17 protein-coding genes are annotated in these 14,119 nt (G+C 70.4%); 12 read left to right on the forward strand and 5 right to left on the reverse strand.

Going from position 1 to position 14,119, the window contains the following annotated elements; translation table 11 throughout:
- Positions 1-16: 16 nt before the first annotated feature.
- On the reverse strand, positions 17-1,006 hold the full coding sequence (locus tag DEIMA_RS06770; protein WP_013556487.1) for a polyprenyl synthetase family protein: 990 nt from the start codon (positions 1,004-1,006) through the stop codon (positions 17-19).
- Between the two features lie 239 nt (positions 1,007-1,245).
- Between DEIMA_RS06770 and DEIMA_RS06775 the strand changes: the two genes are divergently transcribed.
- The 6 genes from DEIMA_RS06775 to DEIMA_RS06800 all read left to right on the forward strand — a co-directional run bounded on the left by DEIMA_RS06775 (position 1,246) and on the right by DEIMA_RS06800 (position 5,563).
- Positions 1,246-1,590 (forward strand): ABC transporter substrate-binding protein, encoded by a 345-nt coding sequence (locus DEIMA_RS06775; protein WP_013556488.1) that lies wholly within the window; start codon positions 1,246-1,248, stop codon positions 1,588-1,590.
- Between the two features lie 94 nt (positions 1,591-1,684).
- Entirely contained in the window at positions 1,685-2,725 is a 1,041-nt protein-coding gene (gene purM / locus DEIMA_RS06780; protein ID WP_043816532.1) for a phosphoribosylformylglycinamidine cyclo-ligase, read from the forward strand.
- A 5-nt stretch (positions 2,726-2,730) separates the two neighbouring features.
- Positions 2,731-3,450, forward strand: a complete 720-nt coding sequence (locus DEIMA_RS06785) for a histidine phosphatase family protein (RefSeq protein WP_013556490.1) — start codon at positions 2,731-2,733, stop codon at positions 3,448-3,450.
- Positions 3,447-4,367, forward strand: a complete 921-nt coding sequence (gene meaB / locus DEIMA_RS06790) for a methylmalonyl Co-A mutase-associated GTPase MeaB (protein WP_013556491.1) — start codon at positions 3,447-3,449, stop codon at positions 4,365-4,367. Before DEIMA_RS06785 ends, meaB begins: the two co-directional genes overlap by 4 nt.
- A gap of 128 nt (positions 4,368-4,495) precedes the next feature.
- Positions 4,496-5,086, forward strand: a complete 591-nt coding sequence (locus DEIMA_RS06795; RefSeq protein ID WP_013556492.1) for a hypothetical protein — start codon at positions 4,496-4,498, stop codon at positions 5,084-5,086.
- Positions 5,087-5,188: 102 nt separating this feature from the next.
- Complete coding sequence (locus tag DEIMA_RS06800; protein ID WP_013556493.1) at positions 5,189-5,563, forward strand: hypothetical protein; 375 nt, start codon at positions 5,189-5,191, stop codon at positions 5,561-5,563.
- Between the two features lie 11 nt (positions 5,564-5,574).
- On the opposite strand, the gene DEIMA_RS06805 is transcribed toward DEIMA_RS06800, so the two are convergent.
- Positions 5,575-6,009 carry a cobalamin B12-binding domain-containing protein gene (locus DEIMA_RS06805; protein ID WP_013556494.1) on the reverse strand — a complete coding sequence of 145 codons (435 nt, stop codon included), beginning with the start codon at positions 6,007-6,009 and terminating at the stop codon, positions 5,575-5,577.
- 96 nt (positions 6,010-6,105) lie between these two features.
- On the opposite strand from DEIMA_RS06805, the gene DEIMA_RS06810 reads away from it, so the two are divergent.
- From DEIMA_RS06810 to DEIMA_RS06820, 3 genes are all read left to right on the forward strand, one after another.
- The gene (locus DEIMA_RS06810) at positions 6,106-7,365 is read left to right on the forward strand and encodes a D-alanyl-D-alanine carboxypeptidase/D-alanyl-D-alanine-endopeptidase (protein ID WP_013556495.1); all 1,260 of its coding nucleotides are present in this window, start codon (positions 6,106-6,108) and stop codon (positions 7,363-7,365) included.
- 61 nt (positions 7,366-7,426) lie between these two features.
- Positions 7,427-8,416 (forward strand): tryptophan--tRNA ligase, encoded by a 990-nt coding sequence (trpS, locus tag DEIMA_RS06815; protein ID WP_013556496.1) that lies wholly within the window; start codon positions 7,427-7,429, stop codon positions 8,414-8,416.
- A 34-nt stretch (positions 8,417-8,450) separates the two neighbouring features.
- Positions 8,451-9,230, forward strand: a complete 780-nt coding sequence (locus tag DEIMA_RS06820; RefSeq protein ID WP_013556497.1) for a hypothetical protein — start codon at positions 8,451-8,453, stop codon at positions 9,228-9,230.
- Between the two features lie 238 nt (positions 9,231-9,468).
- Here DEIMA_RS06820 and DEIMA_RS06825 read toward each other — a convergent pair whose 3' ends face one another.
- Positions 9,469-10,092, reverse strand: a complete 624-nt coding sequence (locus DEIMA_RS06825) for a CBS and ACT domain-containing protein (protein ID WP_013556498.1) — start codon at positions 10,090-10,092, stop codon at positions 9,469-9,471.
- Between the two features lie 156 nt (positions 10,093-10,248).
- On the opposite strand from DEIMA_RS06825, the gene DEIMA_RS06830 reads away from it, so the two are divergent.
- Positions 10,249-10,740 carry an OmpH family outer membrane protein gene (locus DEIMA_RS06830; protein ID WP_013556499.1) on the forward strand — a complete coding sequence of 164 codons (492 nt, stop codon included), beginning with the start codon at positions 10,249-10,251 and terminating at the stop codon, positions 10,738-10,740.
- A 79-nt stretch (positions 10,741-10,819) separates the two neighbouring features.
- On the forward strand, positions 10,820-11,308 hold the full coding sequence (locus DEIMA_RS06835; protein ID WP_013556500.1) for an OmpH family outer membrane protein: 489 nt from the start codon (positions 10,820-10,822) through the stop codon (positions 11,306-11,308).
- Between the two features lie 80 nt (positions 11,309-11,388).
- Here the strand turns inward: DEIMA_RS06835 and DEIMA_RS06840 are convergent, their stop codons facing one another.
- Together DEIMA_RS06840 and DEIMA_RS06845 are read right to left on the reverse strand one after the other, a co-directional pair.
- Positions 11,389-12,192, reverse strand: coding sequence for a [LysW]-aminoadipate kinase (locus DEIMA_RS06840; protein ID WP_013556501.1), 804 nt, complete (start codon positions 12,190-12,192; stop codon positions 11,389-11,391).
- Between the two features lie 50 nt (positions 12,193-12,242).
- Positions 12,243-13,325, reverse strand: a complete 1,083-nt coding sequence (locus tag DEIMA_RS06845; protein WP_013556502.1) for an SGNH/GDSL hydrolase family protein — start codon at positions 13,323-13,325, stop codon at positions 12,243-12,245.
- Between the two features lie 197 nt (positions 13,326-13,522).
- On the opposite strand from DEIMA_RS06845, the gene DEIMA_RS06850 reads away from it, so the two are divergent.
- Entirely contained in the window at positions 13,523-13,969 is a 447-nt protein-coding gene (locus DEIMA_RS06850) for a response regulator (protein ID WP_043817171.1), read from the forward strand.
- Positions 13,970-14,119: the final 150 nt, after the last annotated feature.

Below are 14,119 nucleotides of genomic sequence, written 5' to 3' on the forward strand. Positions count from 1 at the left end.
GGGCAGGGCCTGCCCCTCAGGCGTGCCGGGTGGCGAGCTGCTGCATCTGCGCCAGGATGCCGAGCGCGGCTGCGCGGTCCGGTGCGTCCGCCAGGGCCGCGTCCAGCAGCGCGAGGCCGGTGCGGGCGTGCTCGTCCGCTACGGCCTGCGCGCGGTCCACGGCGCCGCTCGTCCGCAGCCAGTCCAGGATGCGGCGCGTATCCTCCGGGGACTTCTGGGCGCGCGGCTGCTGCATGTACGTCAGGAACGCTGCGCGCTCGGACGCGGGCGCGCGCTCCAGCCAGTCGAGGACCATCAGGGTGCGTTTCCCTTCCTGCAGGTCCCCGCCGATCTCCTTGCCGTACACGCCCGCGTCCGCCGTGAGGTTCAGGACGTCGTCGCGAATCTGGAAGGCCGCGCCGAGCGCTACGCCCGCCGCCTCGAACGCCGCGCTCGGGGTGGCGCCTGCCGCGAGCGCGCCGAGGCGCAGCGGCACGACGACCGTGTAGTACGCCGTTTTCAGGCGCACCATGTCGAGGTAGTCGGCGGGCGTGAGGTCCCAGCGACCGTGCTCCACCCACGCGAGGTCCACGTGCTGTCCCTCGGCGGTGCGGTGGATCATCTGCAGCACCTCCTCGAAGGCGCCGGGCACGTTCGCGCGCGCCACGGCCGCCCACATGTATGCGTGCAGGGCGTCACCGGCGTTCAGCGCCAGCGGCACGCCGTGCGTGCGGTGCAGGGCGGGCTGCCCCCGGCGTTCCTCGCTGTCGTCCTCGATGTCGTCGTGAATGAGCACCCAGTTCTGGAACAGTTCGACGGTGGCGGCGAGCCACAGGGCCTGTTCCCAGGCGGGCGTGCCCTCGCGGACGCCGTGCGCGCGGGCGCTGGCGAGCAGCAGCTCCGCGCGGATGCCCTTCCCGCCGCGCGCGGGGTAGTCGCGCATCATGTCGTACAGCAGCTGAATTTCCGGGCGGGCGTGGTGGGCGGGCAGCAGGGTGTGCACGCGGTCCAGCAGGTCGGGGCGCATCCGGGACAGTGTACCAGTGGCCTCCGCGCGGATCTGGCGCGGCGCGTCCCGGGCACGCGATGGGGGAGGGCGTGTTGGGTTGTCTGACCAGTACGATGAATATGAATGCAGAGTGTGTGAATACCGTGTATACTTTTCAGGAAGTTTCATATAGAAGCTCGCCAGTCCGCAGCCACGCGGGCCGGCCACAATCCCACCCCACCCTGACGTCCGGTGCCCCCGCCCGGACCGGAGGCCGTATGCCCGCACGCTCCCCCCACCTGCTCGCTGCCGCCCTCATCCTCTCTGCCAGCGTCGCGCAGGCCCAACCCATGACCTTCAACGCCGCGTTCGTCCGCATGAACGTCGAAGGCAACGTCGTCCTGAAAGTCGGCAACGCGGAAGTTCCCGTCGTCCTGCAGGGCATCGCCCTCGGCATCGGCGCGGACGGCGCCCTCAACCGCATGCTCCCCGCCAGCCTCATCATGAAAGTCGTCGTGAAGGAAAAGTCCGGCCCCGGCAAGCTCCCGAAGGTCGTGCTGTTCAAAGGCCCCACCAACATCAACGAAGCGCTCGTCTCACAGGGCTACGCCACCCGCCAGTAACGCCCACGCGCGGCACCCCTCGACACTGCCCGCGCGCCGCGCGGTAGACTGCCCCTCAATGCCCGCCTACACGGCGGGCCACTTTGGGAGGCACATGACGAACCAGGATTCGGCGTACAAACGCGCGGGAGTCGACATCGACGCCGGACACCGCGCGCTGAACCTCATGCGCGGCGCCGTCGCACGCACACACGGCCCCAACGTCCTTGCGGGCCTTGGCGGTTTCGGCGGACTCTTCCGCCCGGACTTCCGTGACCTCACGGACCCCGTCCTCGTCGCCAGCACCGACGGGGTCGGCACCAAAACCAAGGTCGCCACGCGCGCCGGACAGTACGGCGGCCTCGGCGAGGACATCGTGAACCACTGCGTGAACGACATCCTCGTGCAGGGTGCCCGCCCCCTGTTCTTCCTGGACTACATCGCCATGAACAAACTGGTCCCGGAGGACGTCGCCGCGTTCGTCACCGGCGCCGCGCACGCCTGCGAACGCCTCGGCGTGGCCCTGCTCGGCGGCGAAACCGCCGAGATGCCCGGCGTGTACGCCGAAGGGGAACTCGACGTCGTCGGCACCCTCGTGGGCGTCGTGGACCGCCCGCGCCTCATCGACGGCAGCTGCATTCAGGCCGGCGACGCCGTCATCGCGCTGCCTAGCACCGGCCTGCACACCAACGGTTACAGCCTCGCCCGCACCGCCCTCGCGAACCTCGACTGGCACGAGGAACGCGCCGACCTGGGCCGCAGCATCCAGGACGCGCTGCTCGTCCCGCACCGCGCGTACCTGCACGCCTTCGACGCCCTCATCGAACACGGCGTGGACATCCACGGCATGAGCCACATCACCGGCGGCGGCCTCGTCGACAACCCCCCGCGCGTCTTCCCGGACGGCGTCGGCATGCAGGTCCAAGAGGACTCCTGGGCCGTGCCGCCCCTGTTCGAACTGATCCTCGAGCACGGCGGCGTCACCCGCGAGGAAGCCTACCGCGCGCTGAACATGGGCGTCGGCTTCCTGTTCATCGTGCCCGAAGCGCACGCCGACACGGCCCTGCGCGCACTCGCGCAGGCCGGTGAGACCCCCTGGCGCCTCGGGCAGATGGTCACCGGCCAGGGCGTCACGTTCACCCGCGCCGGAGCCTGACCTCTGTGACGACCACGCACCGCCTCCCCACCGGGTTCGCGCCGCTCCCGCGCGACGCCGCCACCGAATTCTGGGTGGTGCGGCACGGCGAAAGCACGTGGAACGTCGCCGGACGTTACCAGGGGCAGACGGACGTGCCACTCAGCCCACTCGGGCACCTGCAGGCCGCCAGCCTCGCCGGTCGCCTCACCGCGCAGACCTTCGACGCGGTGTACACCAGCGACCTCGCACGCGCCTACGACACCGCCCAGGCGGTCGCGCAGCGCCTCTCTGGCCCGCCGGAGGTCCGCATCGACGCGGGCCTGCGTGAAATCGACGTCGGTGAACTCGCCGGCCGGGACCGCGCCACCCTCGAACAGGACTACCCCGCGTACCTCGCGGCGCTGCGCACCGACCCGTGGCGTACCCGCCGCCCCGGCGGGGAAAGCATGGCCGACCTCGCGGAACGCGCCGGTGCGACCTTCCGGACCCTGCGTGAACGCCACCCCGGCGGGCGCGTGCTGGTGTTCACGCACGGCGGCGTCGTGCGCGTCGCCGTGGGCCTCGCGCTCGGCGGGAACCTCGAGCACGCCTGGGCCCGCCTGTCCGTCTTGAACACCAGCGTCACGCGGTTCCTGCTCGGCCCGGAAGGCGGGCAGCTGCTCACCTTCAACGACGCCGCGCACCTCGAAACGCTCGAAGCCGCCACCGAAATGGACGACATTGTCGGCGAGGGCGCCCCGTGACCGCCAGCACCCTGATTGACCGGTACCACGCGCGCGACCCGCGCGCCCTCGCCCGCGCGCTCACGCTGGTGGAGAACGACGCCGCGGGCAGCGCCGACGTCCTCCGGGCCGCGCGCGCCGCCCCGCACCGCCCGCCGGTCGTGGGCGTGACCGGCAGCCCCGGCAGCGGCAAAAGCACCCTGGTGAGCGCCCTGATCGCGCACCTGCGCGCGGCAGGCGACACCGTCGCCGTGCTCGCCGTGGACCCCAGCAGCCCCTTCTCCGGCGGGGCGATCCTCGGCGACCGCATCCGCATGCTGCGCCACCACGCCGACCCGGGCGTGTACGTCCGCTCCATCGCGTCGCGCGGCGCGCTCGGCGGCCTGAGCGCCCGCACCCTGCAGGCCCTGAGCGTCCTCGAAGGGTTCGCGTTCGACTGGATCTTCATCGAGACGGTCGGTGTGGGCCAGAGCGAGGTGGACATCGCCGCCGTCGCGGACCACACCGTGCTGGTCCTCACGCCCGGCGGGGGAGACGGCGTGCAGGCCTTCAAGGCCGGCATCATGGAAATCGCGGACGTGATGGTCGTGAACAAGAGCGACCTGCCCGGCGCGGACCGCGTCGTCCGGGAGTTGCGCGCCGCGCAGGGCCTCGTCACGTCGCATGGCCCGGACGACTGGTTCGCGCCCGTCGTGAAGGCCCGCGCGGACCAGCAGGAAGGCATCGAGGGCGTACTGAACGCCATTCGCGCGCACCGCGCGCACCTCGGGGAGGCCGGCCTGCATGCCCGCCGGCACGAGCGCGCCCGGTTCGAGCTGCGGGCCGCGCTGCAGGACCGTGCGGGCCGCCTGGTGGCGGGCGCCGGCGCGGACCTCATCGACCGCCTCGCGCGCGGCGACCTGAGCGCCGATCAGGCCGCCGCCGAACTGCTGCAGTAACCGCCGGGACCGTGCCCGCACCCTTGGTGCGGGCACGGCGCGTTCCGGGGACGCTCCTAAGGTCCGCTCAAGTGACGCGGGCACCTTGTCCCTCGTCGGCGCGCGCGCACGCGTGCTTTAATGCCAGTATGGAAAGTGTCGTTGGCCTCTTTAAGGAGCCGAATCAGGCCCGCGCCGCCCTGCACGCCCTGCAGGCAAATGGCTTCGAGCGTGACCACCTCGGCTTCTCGATTCTGGACCCCATCGCGGAACTCGACATCGGGTCCGACACGGGCGTCTCCTCTGAACTCGGCGCGCCCGGCGGCGGCGCCGTCGTCCTGCGCAGCGCCGGCCTCGGCGCGCTCGCCGGCGGCGTGCTCACGGCGCTGTTCTGGGTGCTGCTGTGGGCCATCCCCGCAACGCGCATCTACCACGAAGGCGGCCTGATCGGCGTGCTGTTCGGCCTGGTGGGCGGCGCGGCGCTCGGCGCGCTGTTCGGCGCCCTGGCCGGCTCCGACCACGGCGACTACGTGAAGCTGCTGCGCCAGATGGGCCTGCCCGCGTCCATCGCGGAACGCTATTACGCGAGCCTGCGCGCCGGGAACATCATGGTCATCGCCCGTGACGACGGCAGCAACGCCGACGCGGCCCTGCGCGTGATGCGCGAACATGGCGCGCTGCGCCTCGAAGACGTTGCCAGCAGCGGCGGCGAACTCGCGAGCGAACGCACCGTCCACTGACCCCGACGTCATGCGGCGGGCCGCCCCACCTCGGGGCGGCCCGCCGCAGTGTGCACCCGGCATGACGGTCTGCGCGGACGCGTGCGCTACGCTAACTGGCGTATGGCCCGACGTCCAGCCCGCCGCGAAGCCCCCCGACCGATCCGCGCGACCAGCATGTGGCGCGTGGACCAGGTGTTCCTCACGAACCGTGGCGCGCGCATCGAAGTGACTGCCAGCCTCGTGAACGACGACGGTGGCCTGCGGAACCTGAGCGTCGTCGCACCCACCAGCGATCCGCACGAGGCCGTGCAGCACGCCGCGCACTTCATCGCCGGAAAAGGCAACGTATACCGCGCGTTCGGCGCGCGCATCCGCTGGGCGCGCGAGCAGGCCGTCAGCGAACAGCACAACCTCGTGCGCGACGCCGCCCTCGAGGAAGCGTTCCTGGACGCCTTCGAGGACACCCTCGCGGAAATCCGCGACCGCATGCGCTGACGCGCGCCGCCTCAGTGCAGCCCGAGCTTCTCGCGGCGCGCCCGCACGGCGCCCTGCAGGTATGTCACGGCGTCCTCGGTGCTCGCGCCGGGCGTAAACACGCGCCCCACACCGAGCTCCTCCAGTTTCGGGAGGTCCTGGTCGGGGATGATGCCGCCGCCGAACACGATGATGTCCTCCGCGCCGCGCTCGCGGAGCAGGCCGACCACCTCGCGGAAGTAATGCATGTGCGCGCCGCTCAGGACGCTGAGGCCGATGGCGTCCACGTCCTCCTGGAGGGCGGCGTTCACGATCATCTCGCCGGTCTGGCGCAGGCCGGTGTAGATGACTTCCATGCCCGCGTCGCGCAGGGCGCGCGCGACGACTTTCGCGCCTCGGTCGTGGCCGTCCATGCCGGGCTTGGCGATCAGGACGCGGATGTGCGCTTCGGAGGACGTGCTGCTCATATACACCAGTCTAACGTGCGTTCGTTCGCGCGCGTGAATCCCGCCCCAGCAGCCCCACACCCACGCCCGCCACGCACGCCGTACCCTGAGCAGCGCATGCGCCCACCTCGCCCCGCCTCCATTGCGCTCGCCACCCTGCTGTTCCTCTGGCCCGCCGCCGCCGCACCCGGCGCGCCCACGCCCGCCTCGCTCGACACGCGCGCCCTGAACGCCGCCCTCGACCGCGCCAACGCCCACGCCGGCGCCCTCGTCCTCGATGCGGACACGGGAGAAACCCTGTACGAACGCGCGCCCGACGACGCCTTCACGCCCGCCAGCGTCCGCAAGCTCTTCAGCATGAGCGCCGTGCTGTACACCCTCGGCGCCGGGTACTGGTTCAGCACCGACGTGACCGGCCCCACCCCGGACGCGAACGGCCACGTCCCGCGCCTCACCCTGAGCGGCATCGGCGACCCCAGCCTCACCCCCGCCACCCTCGACGACCTCGCGCGGCAACTCCGGGCGCGCGGCGTCCGTACCGTCGGCGCCGTCACCGTCAACGACGCGGCCTTCACGCGCGGCGGCTGGACCCCCCCGGACGGCACCAGCGTCGCCCCCGTCACGCTCGAACGCGACGACAACGAAGGCTTCATGCCCACCACCGACGACGCCGCCCTCGCCGCCGGCCGCGCCTTCCGCCGCGCCCTGCAGGCCGCAGGCGTCCGCGTTACCGGCACGGTCGCGCGTGGCGCCGCCCGCCTCGGTCACGGCCTCGCCACCACCCGCAGCGCCCCCCTGCGCACCCTCGTCGCGCGCACCCTGCGCCCCAGCGACAACATCTACGCCGAGCAGCTCCTCGCGCGCCTCGGCATGAACGTCAACGCCAGCGCCCCCAGCAGCGCCCAGCGCGCCCTCGACTGGGAACGGCGTTTCCTGACCCGCGCGGGCGTGAACCTCACCGGCGTGCGCTTCGTGGACGCCAGCGGCCTCTCCGACGCGGACCGCGCCACCCCCCGCGCCGTCACGCAACTCCTGCAGTACACCTACGCCACCGCGCCCGGCGGCACCCCCGCCGGACGCCCCGCGTACCTGCGCGGCACGAACCCCTTCATCGAGGCGCTCCCCCGCGCCGGCACCGGCACCGCCACCCCCGAAGCGCAGGCGCGCGGCGGCACCCTCGCCACCCGCCTGCGCGGCCTGGACGTCCGCGCGAAAACCGGCACGCTCATCGGCGCGAGCGCTCTGGCGGGGTACGTCCGCACGCCGTCCGGCCGCATCCTCACCTTCGCGGTCATGATGGACCGCTCCCCAGGCCCCGCCCGCGACCTGCGGGACGTGCAGGACGCCTTCGTGCGCGCCCTCGCCAACACCCCCTGAAGCGCGCCCCGCCCGGCGACGGCGCGGCCAGCGCCGTCCTCACCGCGCTAGACTGGCGGTTATGCCGCGCGTGTTTAGTGGAATACAGCCGACCGGAGAACTGAGCATCGGGAACTACTTCGGGGCGATGCAGAACTACGTGAAGCTCGGCGAGCAGTACGGACGGGAAGCGATCTACTGCATCGTGGACCTGCATGCCTTCACGAACCCCGCCGCGTACGACAAGGACCTGCTCACGCAGCGCACCTTCGACGCGGCCCTCACCAACATGGCCGTCGGCCTCGACCCCGAAAAGGTCATCTTCTTCGTGCAATCGCACGTGCGCGAACACACCGAGCTCTCCTGGATCTTCACGACGCAGACGCCCCTGGGCGACCTCGAACGCATGACGCAGTTCAAGGACAAGGCCGGCGTGCTCGAAAGCATCCCCGCCGGGCTGCTCATGTACCCCGTGCTCATGGCCGCTGACATCCTGCTGTACAAGGCCGACACCATCCCCGTCGGCGAGGACCAGACGCAACACATTGAACTCACCCGCGAGATCGCGCGGCGTTTTAACCACACGTACGGCGACACCTTCCCCGAGCCGAAAGCCGTCTACGCACGCGACGCCCTGCGCGTGCCCGGCGTGGACGGCGCCGGCAAGATGAGCAAAAGCAAAGGCAACACCATCGCCATCCTCGAACCCCTCGACAGCATCTGGGCGAAACTCCGCCCCGCACCCACCGACCCCGCCCGCGTCCGCCGCACCGACCCCGGCAACCCCGACAAATGCCTGATCGGCGACTATCACAAACTCTTCAGCGACCTCGACACCCTCGACATGATCCGCACGGGCTGCACCACCGCCGGCATCGGCTGCGTCGACTGCAAGAAAGCCCTGATGCCCGGCATTGAACGCACGCTGGTGCCGTTCCAGGACCGCGCGGCCGAACTGCGCGCGCACCCCGACACCGTGCGCGACGCCCTCGCCCACGGCGCGCAGCAGGCCCGCGCCATCGCGCAGCCCATCATGCAGGAAGTCCGCGAGAAAACCGGCCTTTTCTTCTGACCTCACTCCCCCGCCGAACTGGACGCCCGCTGCCGTGACCCCTCCCGCCTCCCCCCCCGAAGTGTTCGTTGTGACGCTCCCCGCCTTCCAGGGGAGCCTCGCGGACCTCGCGCTCACCCTGCGCGCCGGGCGACTCCAGCCGACGGACGTGCCGCTGCTGGACCTCACGCGCCGCGTCCTCGCGTGGGCGAGCGCCTGGCAGGCCGCGCACCCCGAAGCGCACGCGGACCTGCTCCCCACCCTCGCGCAGGTCATCGCCCTTAAGGCGCGCCTGCTGCTCCCCCAGCCCGAACCGGACGCCCCCGCCGACGACTGGGCCGACGACGACCCACTGGACGACGTCACTGCCGGCGTGGAGGCCCTCGCGGACCTCGAAGCGCTCGTGCAGTTCCTCGCCGCGCGCCGCCGCGAACGCGAAGGCCTGATTCCCGCCCGCCCCCTCGACCTCGGCCTGCCCCGCCGGGAACGCCGCGCGAGCGGCCAGCGCGGCCTCGAGAAACTCCTGAAGGCCGCGCGCAGCGCCGTGCGCGACGTGCACGTGCCCCTGCTCAGCCGCGAACGCCTCACGCTCGCCGGCGCCCTCGGCGCCCTGCGGTCCTTCGCGGCACGCCTCACGCACTTCCAGTTCCACACGGTGCCCGTGCAGGACTGGGGCGAACGCACAACGTACTTCAGCGCCCTGCTCGAAGGCGTGAAGGGCGGCGAACTCGACGCGCAGCAGGAGGACGCGTACAGCACCATTCACGTGCAGCGCCTGCCTGGCCTGCGAAACACCGACGCGGACGACGCGCCCGAGCACGCCCGGTCCGCCTGACCTGCGCGGGCTGTCGGGCCCGACCCTGACGCTCACCCGCTCCCGGGTGCCCCAGCGGAGGCGAAAGTCACCCTGAGCTGCCCGGCGTGTAGGCCCCCGTGTCCTCCCTGGCGGTTCGGTAGGGCCTGGGCGGGCCGTCGTGGCGGTCGGCGCAGCGGAGGGGAGGGCAGAAGCCAGCCCGCGTGCACAACGGCAGAGGCGGCCCGCGCGTGCAGGCCGCCTCTGCCGTCGTGTGGGCTTACTCGACGACGTCCACGCCGGCGGTGCGCACGCGGTCCGCGGCGGTCTGCGCGCCCTCGCCGGTGAGGCGCATCACGAAGCGGCGGCGGCCCTCCGTGGACCCGAACGTGGCGACGCTGATGATGTTGCTGGGCTGCGCGGCCTGCGTGGCGCGCGCGAGGCTGCCGGGCACGTCCGGCATGTCGAGCGTGAGGCGCGTGCCGCCCTCGCGCAGACCCATGATGTCGATGAACGCGCGCAGCACGTCCGTGATCGTGATGATGCCCGTCATGCGGCCCGTCGTGTCGAGAACCGGGAGGCCGCCGACGTTGTGCTCCTGCATGCGCAGCGCGGCGTCCTCCATGTACTCACCTTCGTCGGCGGTGACGACCGGGCGGCTCATCATCTCGCCGACGGTGAGCTTGCTCAGCATGTAGTTGAGTTCCCAGACGCTCAGCGTCGTGGCTTTGCTGGGCATGGCGTCCTTGAGGTCCTTGCGGGTCACGATGCCCGCGAGTTTCGAACCGTCCATGACGGGGAGGCGGCGGAAACCGCGTTCCTTGAGGATGCGCAGGGCGTCCAGAACGGGCGTTTCGGGCGTGACGGTCATGGGACGCGTCGTCATCCAGTCGCGAACGAGCATGAATGCATTCTACGGTGCGACTCACCCGCGCGCGCGCGCGAACGGGAACGATGAGCACACAACCTGCACGACGGGCGAGGGGCGCTGACGCGCACCTGACGCCGGGCGCGTGCCGTTATCATCACGCTCAGGAAGGTGCGTGTTAGCGTTGCACCCATGAACGTGAAGCAGATGCTCCCCGTCGCGGTGGTTGCCGCATTCGCTGTCGGTACGCTCGCTCCGCACGCGCAGACCGCCCCGCAGAAGGTCGGGTTCGTGAACGTGCAGACCGTCCTGGAAGCGCACGCCGGCAACGCCGCCATCAACGACCTGCGCAAGAAGGCCGACACGGAACTCAAGCCGCTCGAAACGCAGCTGAACACCATCCAGCAGAAGGGCGCGAACGCCACGGCCGCCGAGAAGCAGCAGTTCAACACGCTGCTCGACACGTACAACGCCAAGGCGAAGACGTACCAAGACCAGATCAACGCGAAGGTCGCGCCCATCGAGAAGGACGTGGATGCCGCCGTGGCGACCGCCGCGAAGGCCAACGGCTTCGCCATCGTGATGGATCAGGCGACCGCCGCGCAGAGCGGTCTGGTCGTGTACGCCGACAACGGCGCGGACCTCACGACCGCCGTCGTGAACCAGGTCAAAGCCAAGAAGTAACCCCCCACCCTCGGGGCAATCCGGCGTGGCCCCCGCTCGTGCGGGGGCTTCGTCCACTCACGCCCGCTGAAGGAGTCCCATGAACGCAAAAACTGCTCTGCTCGCCCTGGGCGCCACCGCGGCGCTCGCCGCGCCCGCTTCCGCTCAGGCGGCCAGCACGAAAATCGGCATCGTGAATGTCGACACCGTCATTGCCGCGCTGCCCGGCGCGTCGAACTATGCGTCGCTGCGCAAGAAGGCCGACGCGGACCTCGCCGCGCAGGCCAAGAAGATCAGTGACCTGCAGGCGAAGGTCGCCAGCGGCAAGGCCACCAGCGCGGACCAAACGACACTGAAGAACGCCATCACGGCCTACAACACCAGCAACGCGAACTACCAGAAACAGATTCAGTCGCAGTTCTCGCCGCTCGCGAAAAAGGTGGACGCGGCCATCTCGGCCGTCGCGAAAGCGAATGGGTACGCGATGATCTTCGATTACGCCGTCGCGCAGCGCTCCGGCCTGGTCATCTACGCGAACACCGCCAGCACCGACATCACGTCGCTGGTCGTGAAACAGGTCAAGAAGTAAGGCGACCGAGCCCGCTGCTCGCAGCGCGAACGAGGCCTGGGAACTCCCCGGGCCTCGTTCGTACGTGTATGCTTCGGCGGTTACTCGACGACGGTGCCCTGTCCGGCGAGGGCGGCGCTGATCGGCTGGCCTGCGCGCGCGTCACCGAAGATGACGCGCCGCACACCACCAGCGACCGCTTCGGCGGCGCCGAGCACCTTTTTCTTCATGCGGTCCTGCGCGAACTCCAGGTAGGCTTCCACGTCGTGCGCGGGGATGCGGGGGATCAGGCTGCGTTCGTCCGGGTAGGCGCGGAGCAGGCCGGGGACATTGCTGAGGAGCAGCAGCGCGTCGGCGTGCAGGGCGGTGGCGAGCGCGGCAGCGGCGCGGTCGCCGTCGACGTTGATGGCGACGCCCTCGTAGCTGGCGGCGGGCGGCGTGAGCACGGGGAGGTAGCCGCTGTCCAGCAGGAGTTCGATCAGGTGCGTGTTGACGCGTTCGACGGTGCCGGTGTGGTCGCCGCGCAGAACCTTGACCTTGCCGTTCTCGACGGCGCGGACGCTGTCCTTGTGGCGACCTTCGAAGATGCGACCGTCGAGGCCGCTGAGGCCGACGGCGTTCACGCCGTGGCGTTGCAGGCGCTCGACGATGCCTTTGTTCATCTTGCCGCAGTAGACCATCTCGAAGATTTCGAGGGTCTGGCGGTCAGTGAAGCGGCTGGTGTAGCCGCTGGGGCTGGTGACGAAGCGGGGCGGGTGGCCGAGGGCTTCGGCGATGCGGTTGGTTTCGCCGCTGCCCCCGTGGACGAGCACGAAGCGTTCGCCGGCCTGGACGCGGGCGGCGAGGTCGGCGCAGACGGCGTCGTAGTCGATGCCGGCACTCCCGCCGACTTTTACAACGATCATACCCGCATGCTAACGAATGATAAACAAAAGTGTCAAACGGTTATCAAGTGTTAGGTAGTGGGAATGTCCGTCCCAAACTCCGCATTGATGAACCGCGCCAGCGCCAACGCCAGGCGCTCATGCGCCCGCCCCGACGGGTGAATACCGTCCATGCTGTAATCCAACCCGAACGGCGCCGCCGCCGACGGCACCACCGGCGACCCATTCATCGACCGCATGAACGGCGCCACATCGAACACCGCCACGTTCCGCCGACCCCGCGCCACCCGCTCAATCGCCGCGTTATACCCGTCCACCGCCGCCCGCGCCCGCGCCATCTGCGCCGCACTCAACGCGAATGGCCCCCGGCACGACACCGGCTTGTCCATCCCCTGCGCCCGGAACGCCAGCACACTGATCGTCAGGTCATCCCGACCATCGCACGACGCGTCCACCAACCGCGCCAGCCGCAACCACGGCACCGAAAAGAACCCCGGCACCGCCGTTATGTCCGGCACCGTCAACACCACCACCCGCGCGCCCGTACGCCCCAGCACGTCCAGCACCCGCCGGAACTCCACCTCGAACGCCGCCGGCGACGTCGCCCGCTCCGGCGCGCCGTACAGCGTCGCCGGCAACACGTCATTCGCGCCCACCCACAACGTCACGAACCGCGGCCGCGCCCGCACCGCCTGATCCAGCTGCGACCCACGGTTCCCCAGAATCAACCGGTACTCCCCCTCGTGATACAGCAGCGTGTACTCCGGCTGATCCTCCCGCGCGCGCGGCAACGTCAACGGCGTCGTGAACCGCAAATCCCGCACGCGCGCCCCCGGCACCGCGAAATTCTGCACCGCCCCGTTCGGATCGGCGCGCCCACAACTCGCCACCTGCACCTCAGCCGTCACCGGCGGCGGGCAGCCCGGCCCGCGCACGTACGGCATCGGCATCGCCACGCCCGCCCGCTCCGCCAGCAGCACCGGGAACGCCTCCGCCTGCGACTCGGCCGTCAGCCCCCCCGCCTGCATCCCCGCCGTCAGGCTATCCCCGACCGCCACGTACCGCGAGAACACCGTCTCCGGCACCTCCTCCCGGGGCGTCAGCAGCGAGCAGGACGACAACAACACCGTAAGCGACAACAGCAGCGAACGCATACGTGAGTCTCCGCCGCCGCCCCACACGCGTCCAGAGGCCCTCACTTCACCCGGCCCTCACCGCAGACGTTCGTTGCGTCACATTCTCAAGAACCCTCAAGTTCCCTTATGGACACCGTAAGCGCCACCACGGCGCGTTCATCATGTGCACCTGTCACACTGTGCCACAGGCCCAGGAGAAGGACCGGGCGACCACCATGACCCTCAACCACGAACCCATCGAAATCCTGCTGGTCGAGGACAACGAGCCCGACATCCTGCTCACGCAGGAAGCGTTCGAGGAAGCGCGCGTCCCCAACCGCCTGCACATCGCCCGCGACGGTGTCGAAGCCATGCAGTTCCTCCGGCGGGAAGCGGCCTTCGCAAACAAACCCCGCCCGGACGTCATCCTGCTCGACATCAACATGCCCCGCAAGAACGGCCTCGAAGTGCTCGAAGAACTCAAAGGCGACCCGGAACTCAAGACCATCCCAGTGGTCGTCCTCACGACCAGCCAGGCGGACGAGGACATCCTCCGCTCCTACCAGAGCCACGCCAGCAGCTACATCGTGAAACCCGTCGAGTTCGACAACTTCTACCAGGCCATCCAGGCCCTCGGACGGTACATGCTCAGCATCGTCCGCCTGCCCCCGCGCGCCCCCTGACCCCACAGGAGAGTACGCGGGGAGCTCGTCATGAGCAGATGAGCTCCCCGCGCGGCGCTTCAGACCGCCGGAAACGGCCACGCCCCGGCAGGCGGCGCCGGCCCCCAGGGGGACGCGGTGTGCACCGCCACGTCCATGAGCCGCCCACCC

The organism is Deinococcus maricopensis DSM 21211, from assembly GCF_000186385.1.
In the GTDB taxonomy this organism is placed as follows: Bacteria; Deinococcota; Deinococci; order Deinococcales; family Deinococcaceae; genus Deinococcus_B; species Deinococcus_B maricopensis.

What these genes read in the sequence shown, in the direction of transcription:
- DEIMA_RS06770 (WP_013556487.1), bottom strand. Translation starts at nt 1,006, where the DNA reads ATGCGCCCCGACCTGCTGGACCGCGTGCACACCCTGCTGCCCGCCCAC.
- DEIMA_RS06775 (WP_013556488.1), top strand. Translation starts at nt 1,246, where the DNA reads ATGCCCGCACGCTCCCCCCACCTGCTCGCTGCCGCCCTCATCCTCTCT.
- purM (WP_043816532.1), top strand. Translation starts at nt 1,685, where the DNA reads ATGACGAACCAGGATTCGGCGTACAAACGCGCGGGAGTCGACATCGAC.
- DEIMA_RS06795 (WP_013556492.1), top strand. Translation starts at nt 4,496, where the DNA reads ATGGAAAGTGTCGTTGGCCTCTTTAAGGAGCCGAATCAGGCCCGCGCC.
- DEIMA_RS06800 (WP_013556493.1), top strand. Translation starts at nt 5,189, where the DNA reads ATGGCCCGACGTCCAGCCCGCCGCGAAGCCCCCCGACCGATCCGCGCG.
- DEIMA_RS06805 (WP_013556494.1), bottom strand. Translation starts at nt 6,009, where the DNA reads ATGAGCAGCACGTCCTCCGAAGCGCACATCCGCGTCCTGATCGCCAAG.
- DEIMA_RS06810 (WP_013556495.1), top strand. Translation starts at nt 6,106, where the DNA reads ATGCGCCCACCTCGCCCCGCCTCCATTGCGCTCGCCACCCTGCTGTTC.
- trpS (WP_013556496.1), top strand. Translation starts at nt 7,427, where the DNA reads ATGCCGCGCGTGTTTAGTGGAATACAGCCGACCGGAGAACTGAGCATC.
- DEIMA_RS06825 (WP_013556498.1), bottom strand. Translation starts at nt 10,092, where the DNA reads ATGCTCGTTCGCGACTGGATGACGACGCGTCCCATGACCGTCACGCCC.
- DEIMA_RS06830 (WP_013556499.1), top strand. Translation starts at nt 10,249, where the DNA reads ATGAACGTGAAGCAGATGCTCCCCGTCGCGGTGGTTGCCGCATTCGCT.
- DEIMA_RS06835 (WP_013556500.1), top strand. Translation starts at nt 10,820, where the DNA reads ATGAACGCAAAAACTGCTCTGCTCGCCCTGGGCGCCACCGCGGCGCTC.
- DEIMA_RS06840 (WP_013556501.1), bottom strand. Translation starts at nt 12,192, where the DNA reads ATGATCGTTGTAAAAGTCGGCGGGAGTGCCGGCATCGACTACGACGCC.
- DEIMA_RS06845 (WP_013556502.1), bottom strand. Translation starts at nt 13,325, where the DNA reads ATGCGTTCGCTGCTGTTGTCGCTTACGGTGTTGTTGTCGTCCTGCTCG.
- DEIMA_RS06850 (WP_043817171.1), top strand. Translation starts at nt 13,523, where the DNA reads ATGACCCTCAACCACGAACCCATCGAAATCCTGCTGGTCGAGGACAAC.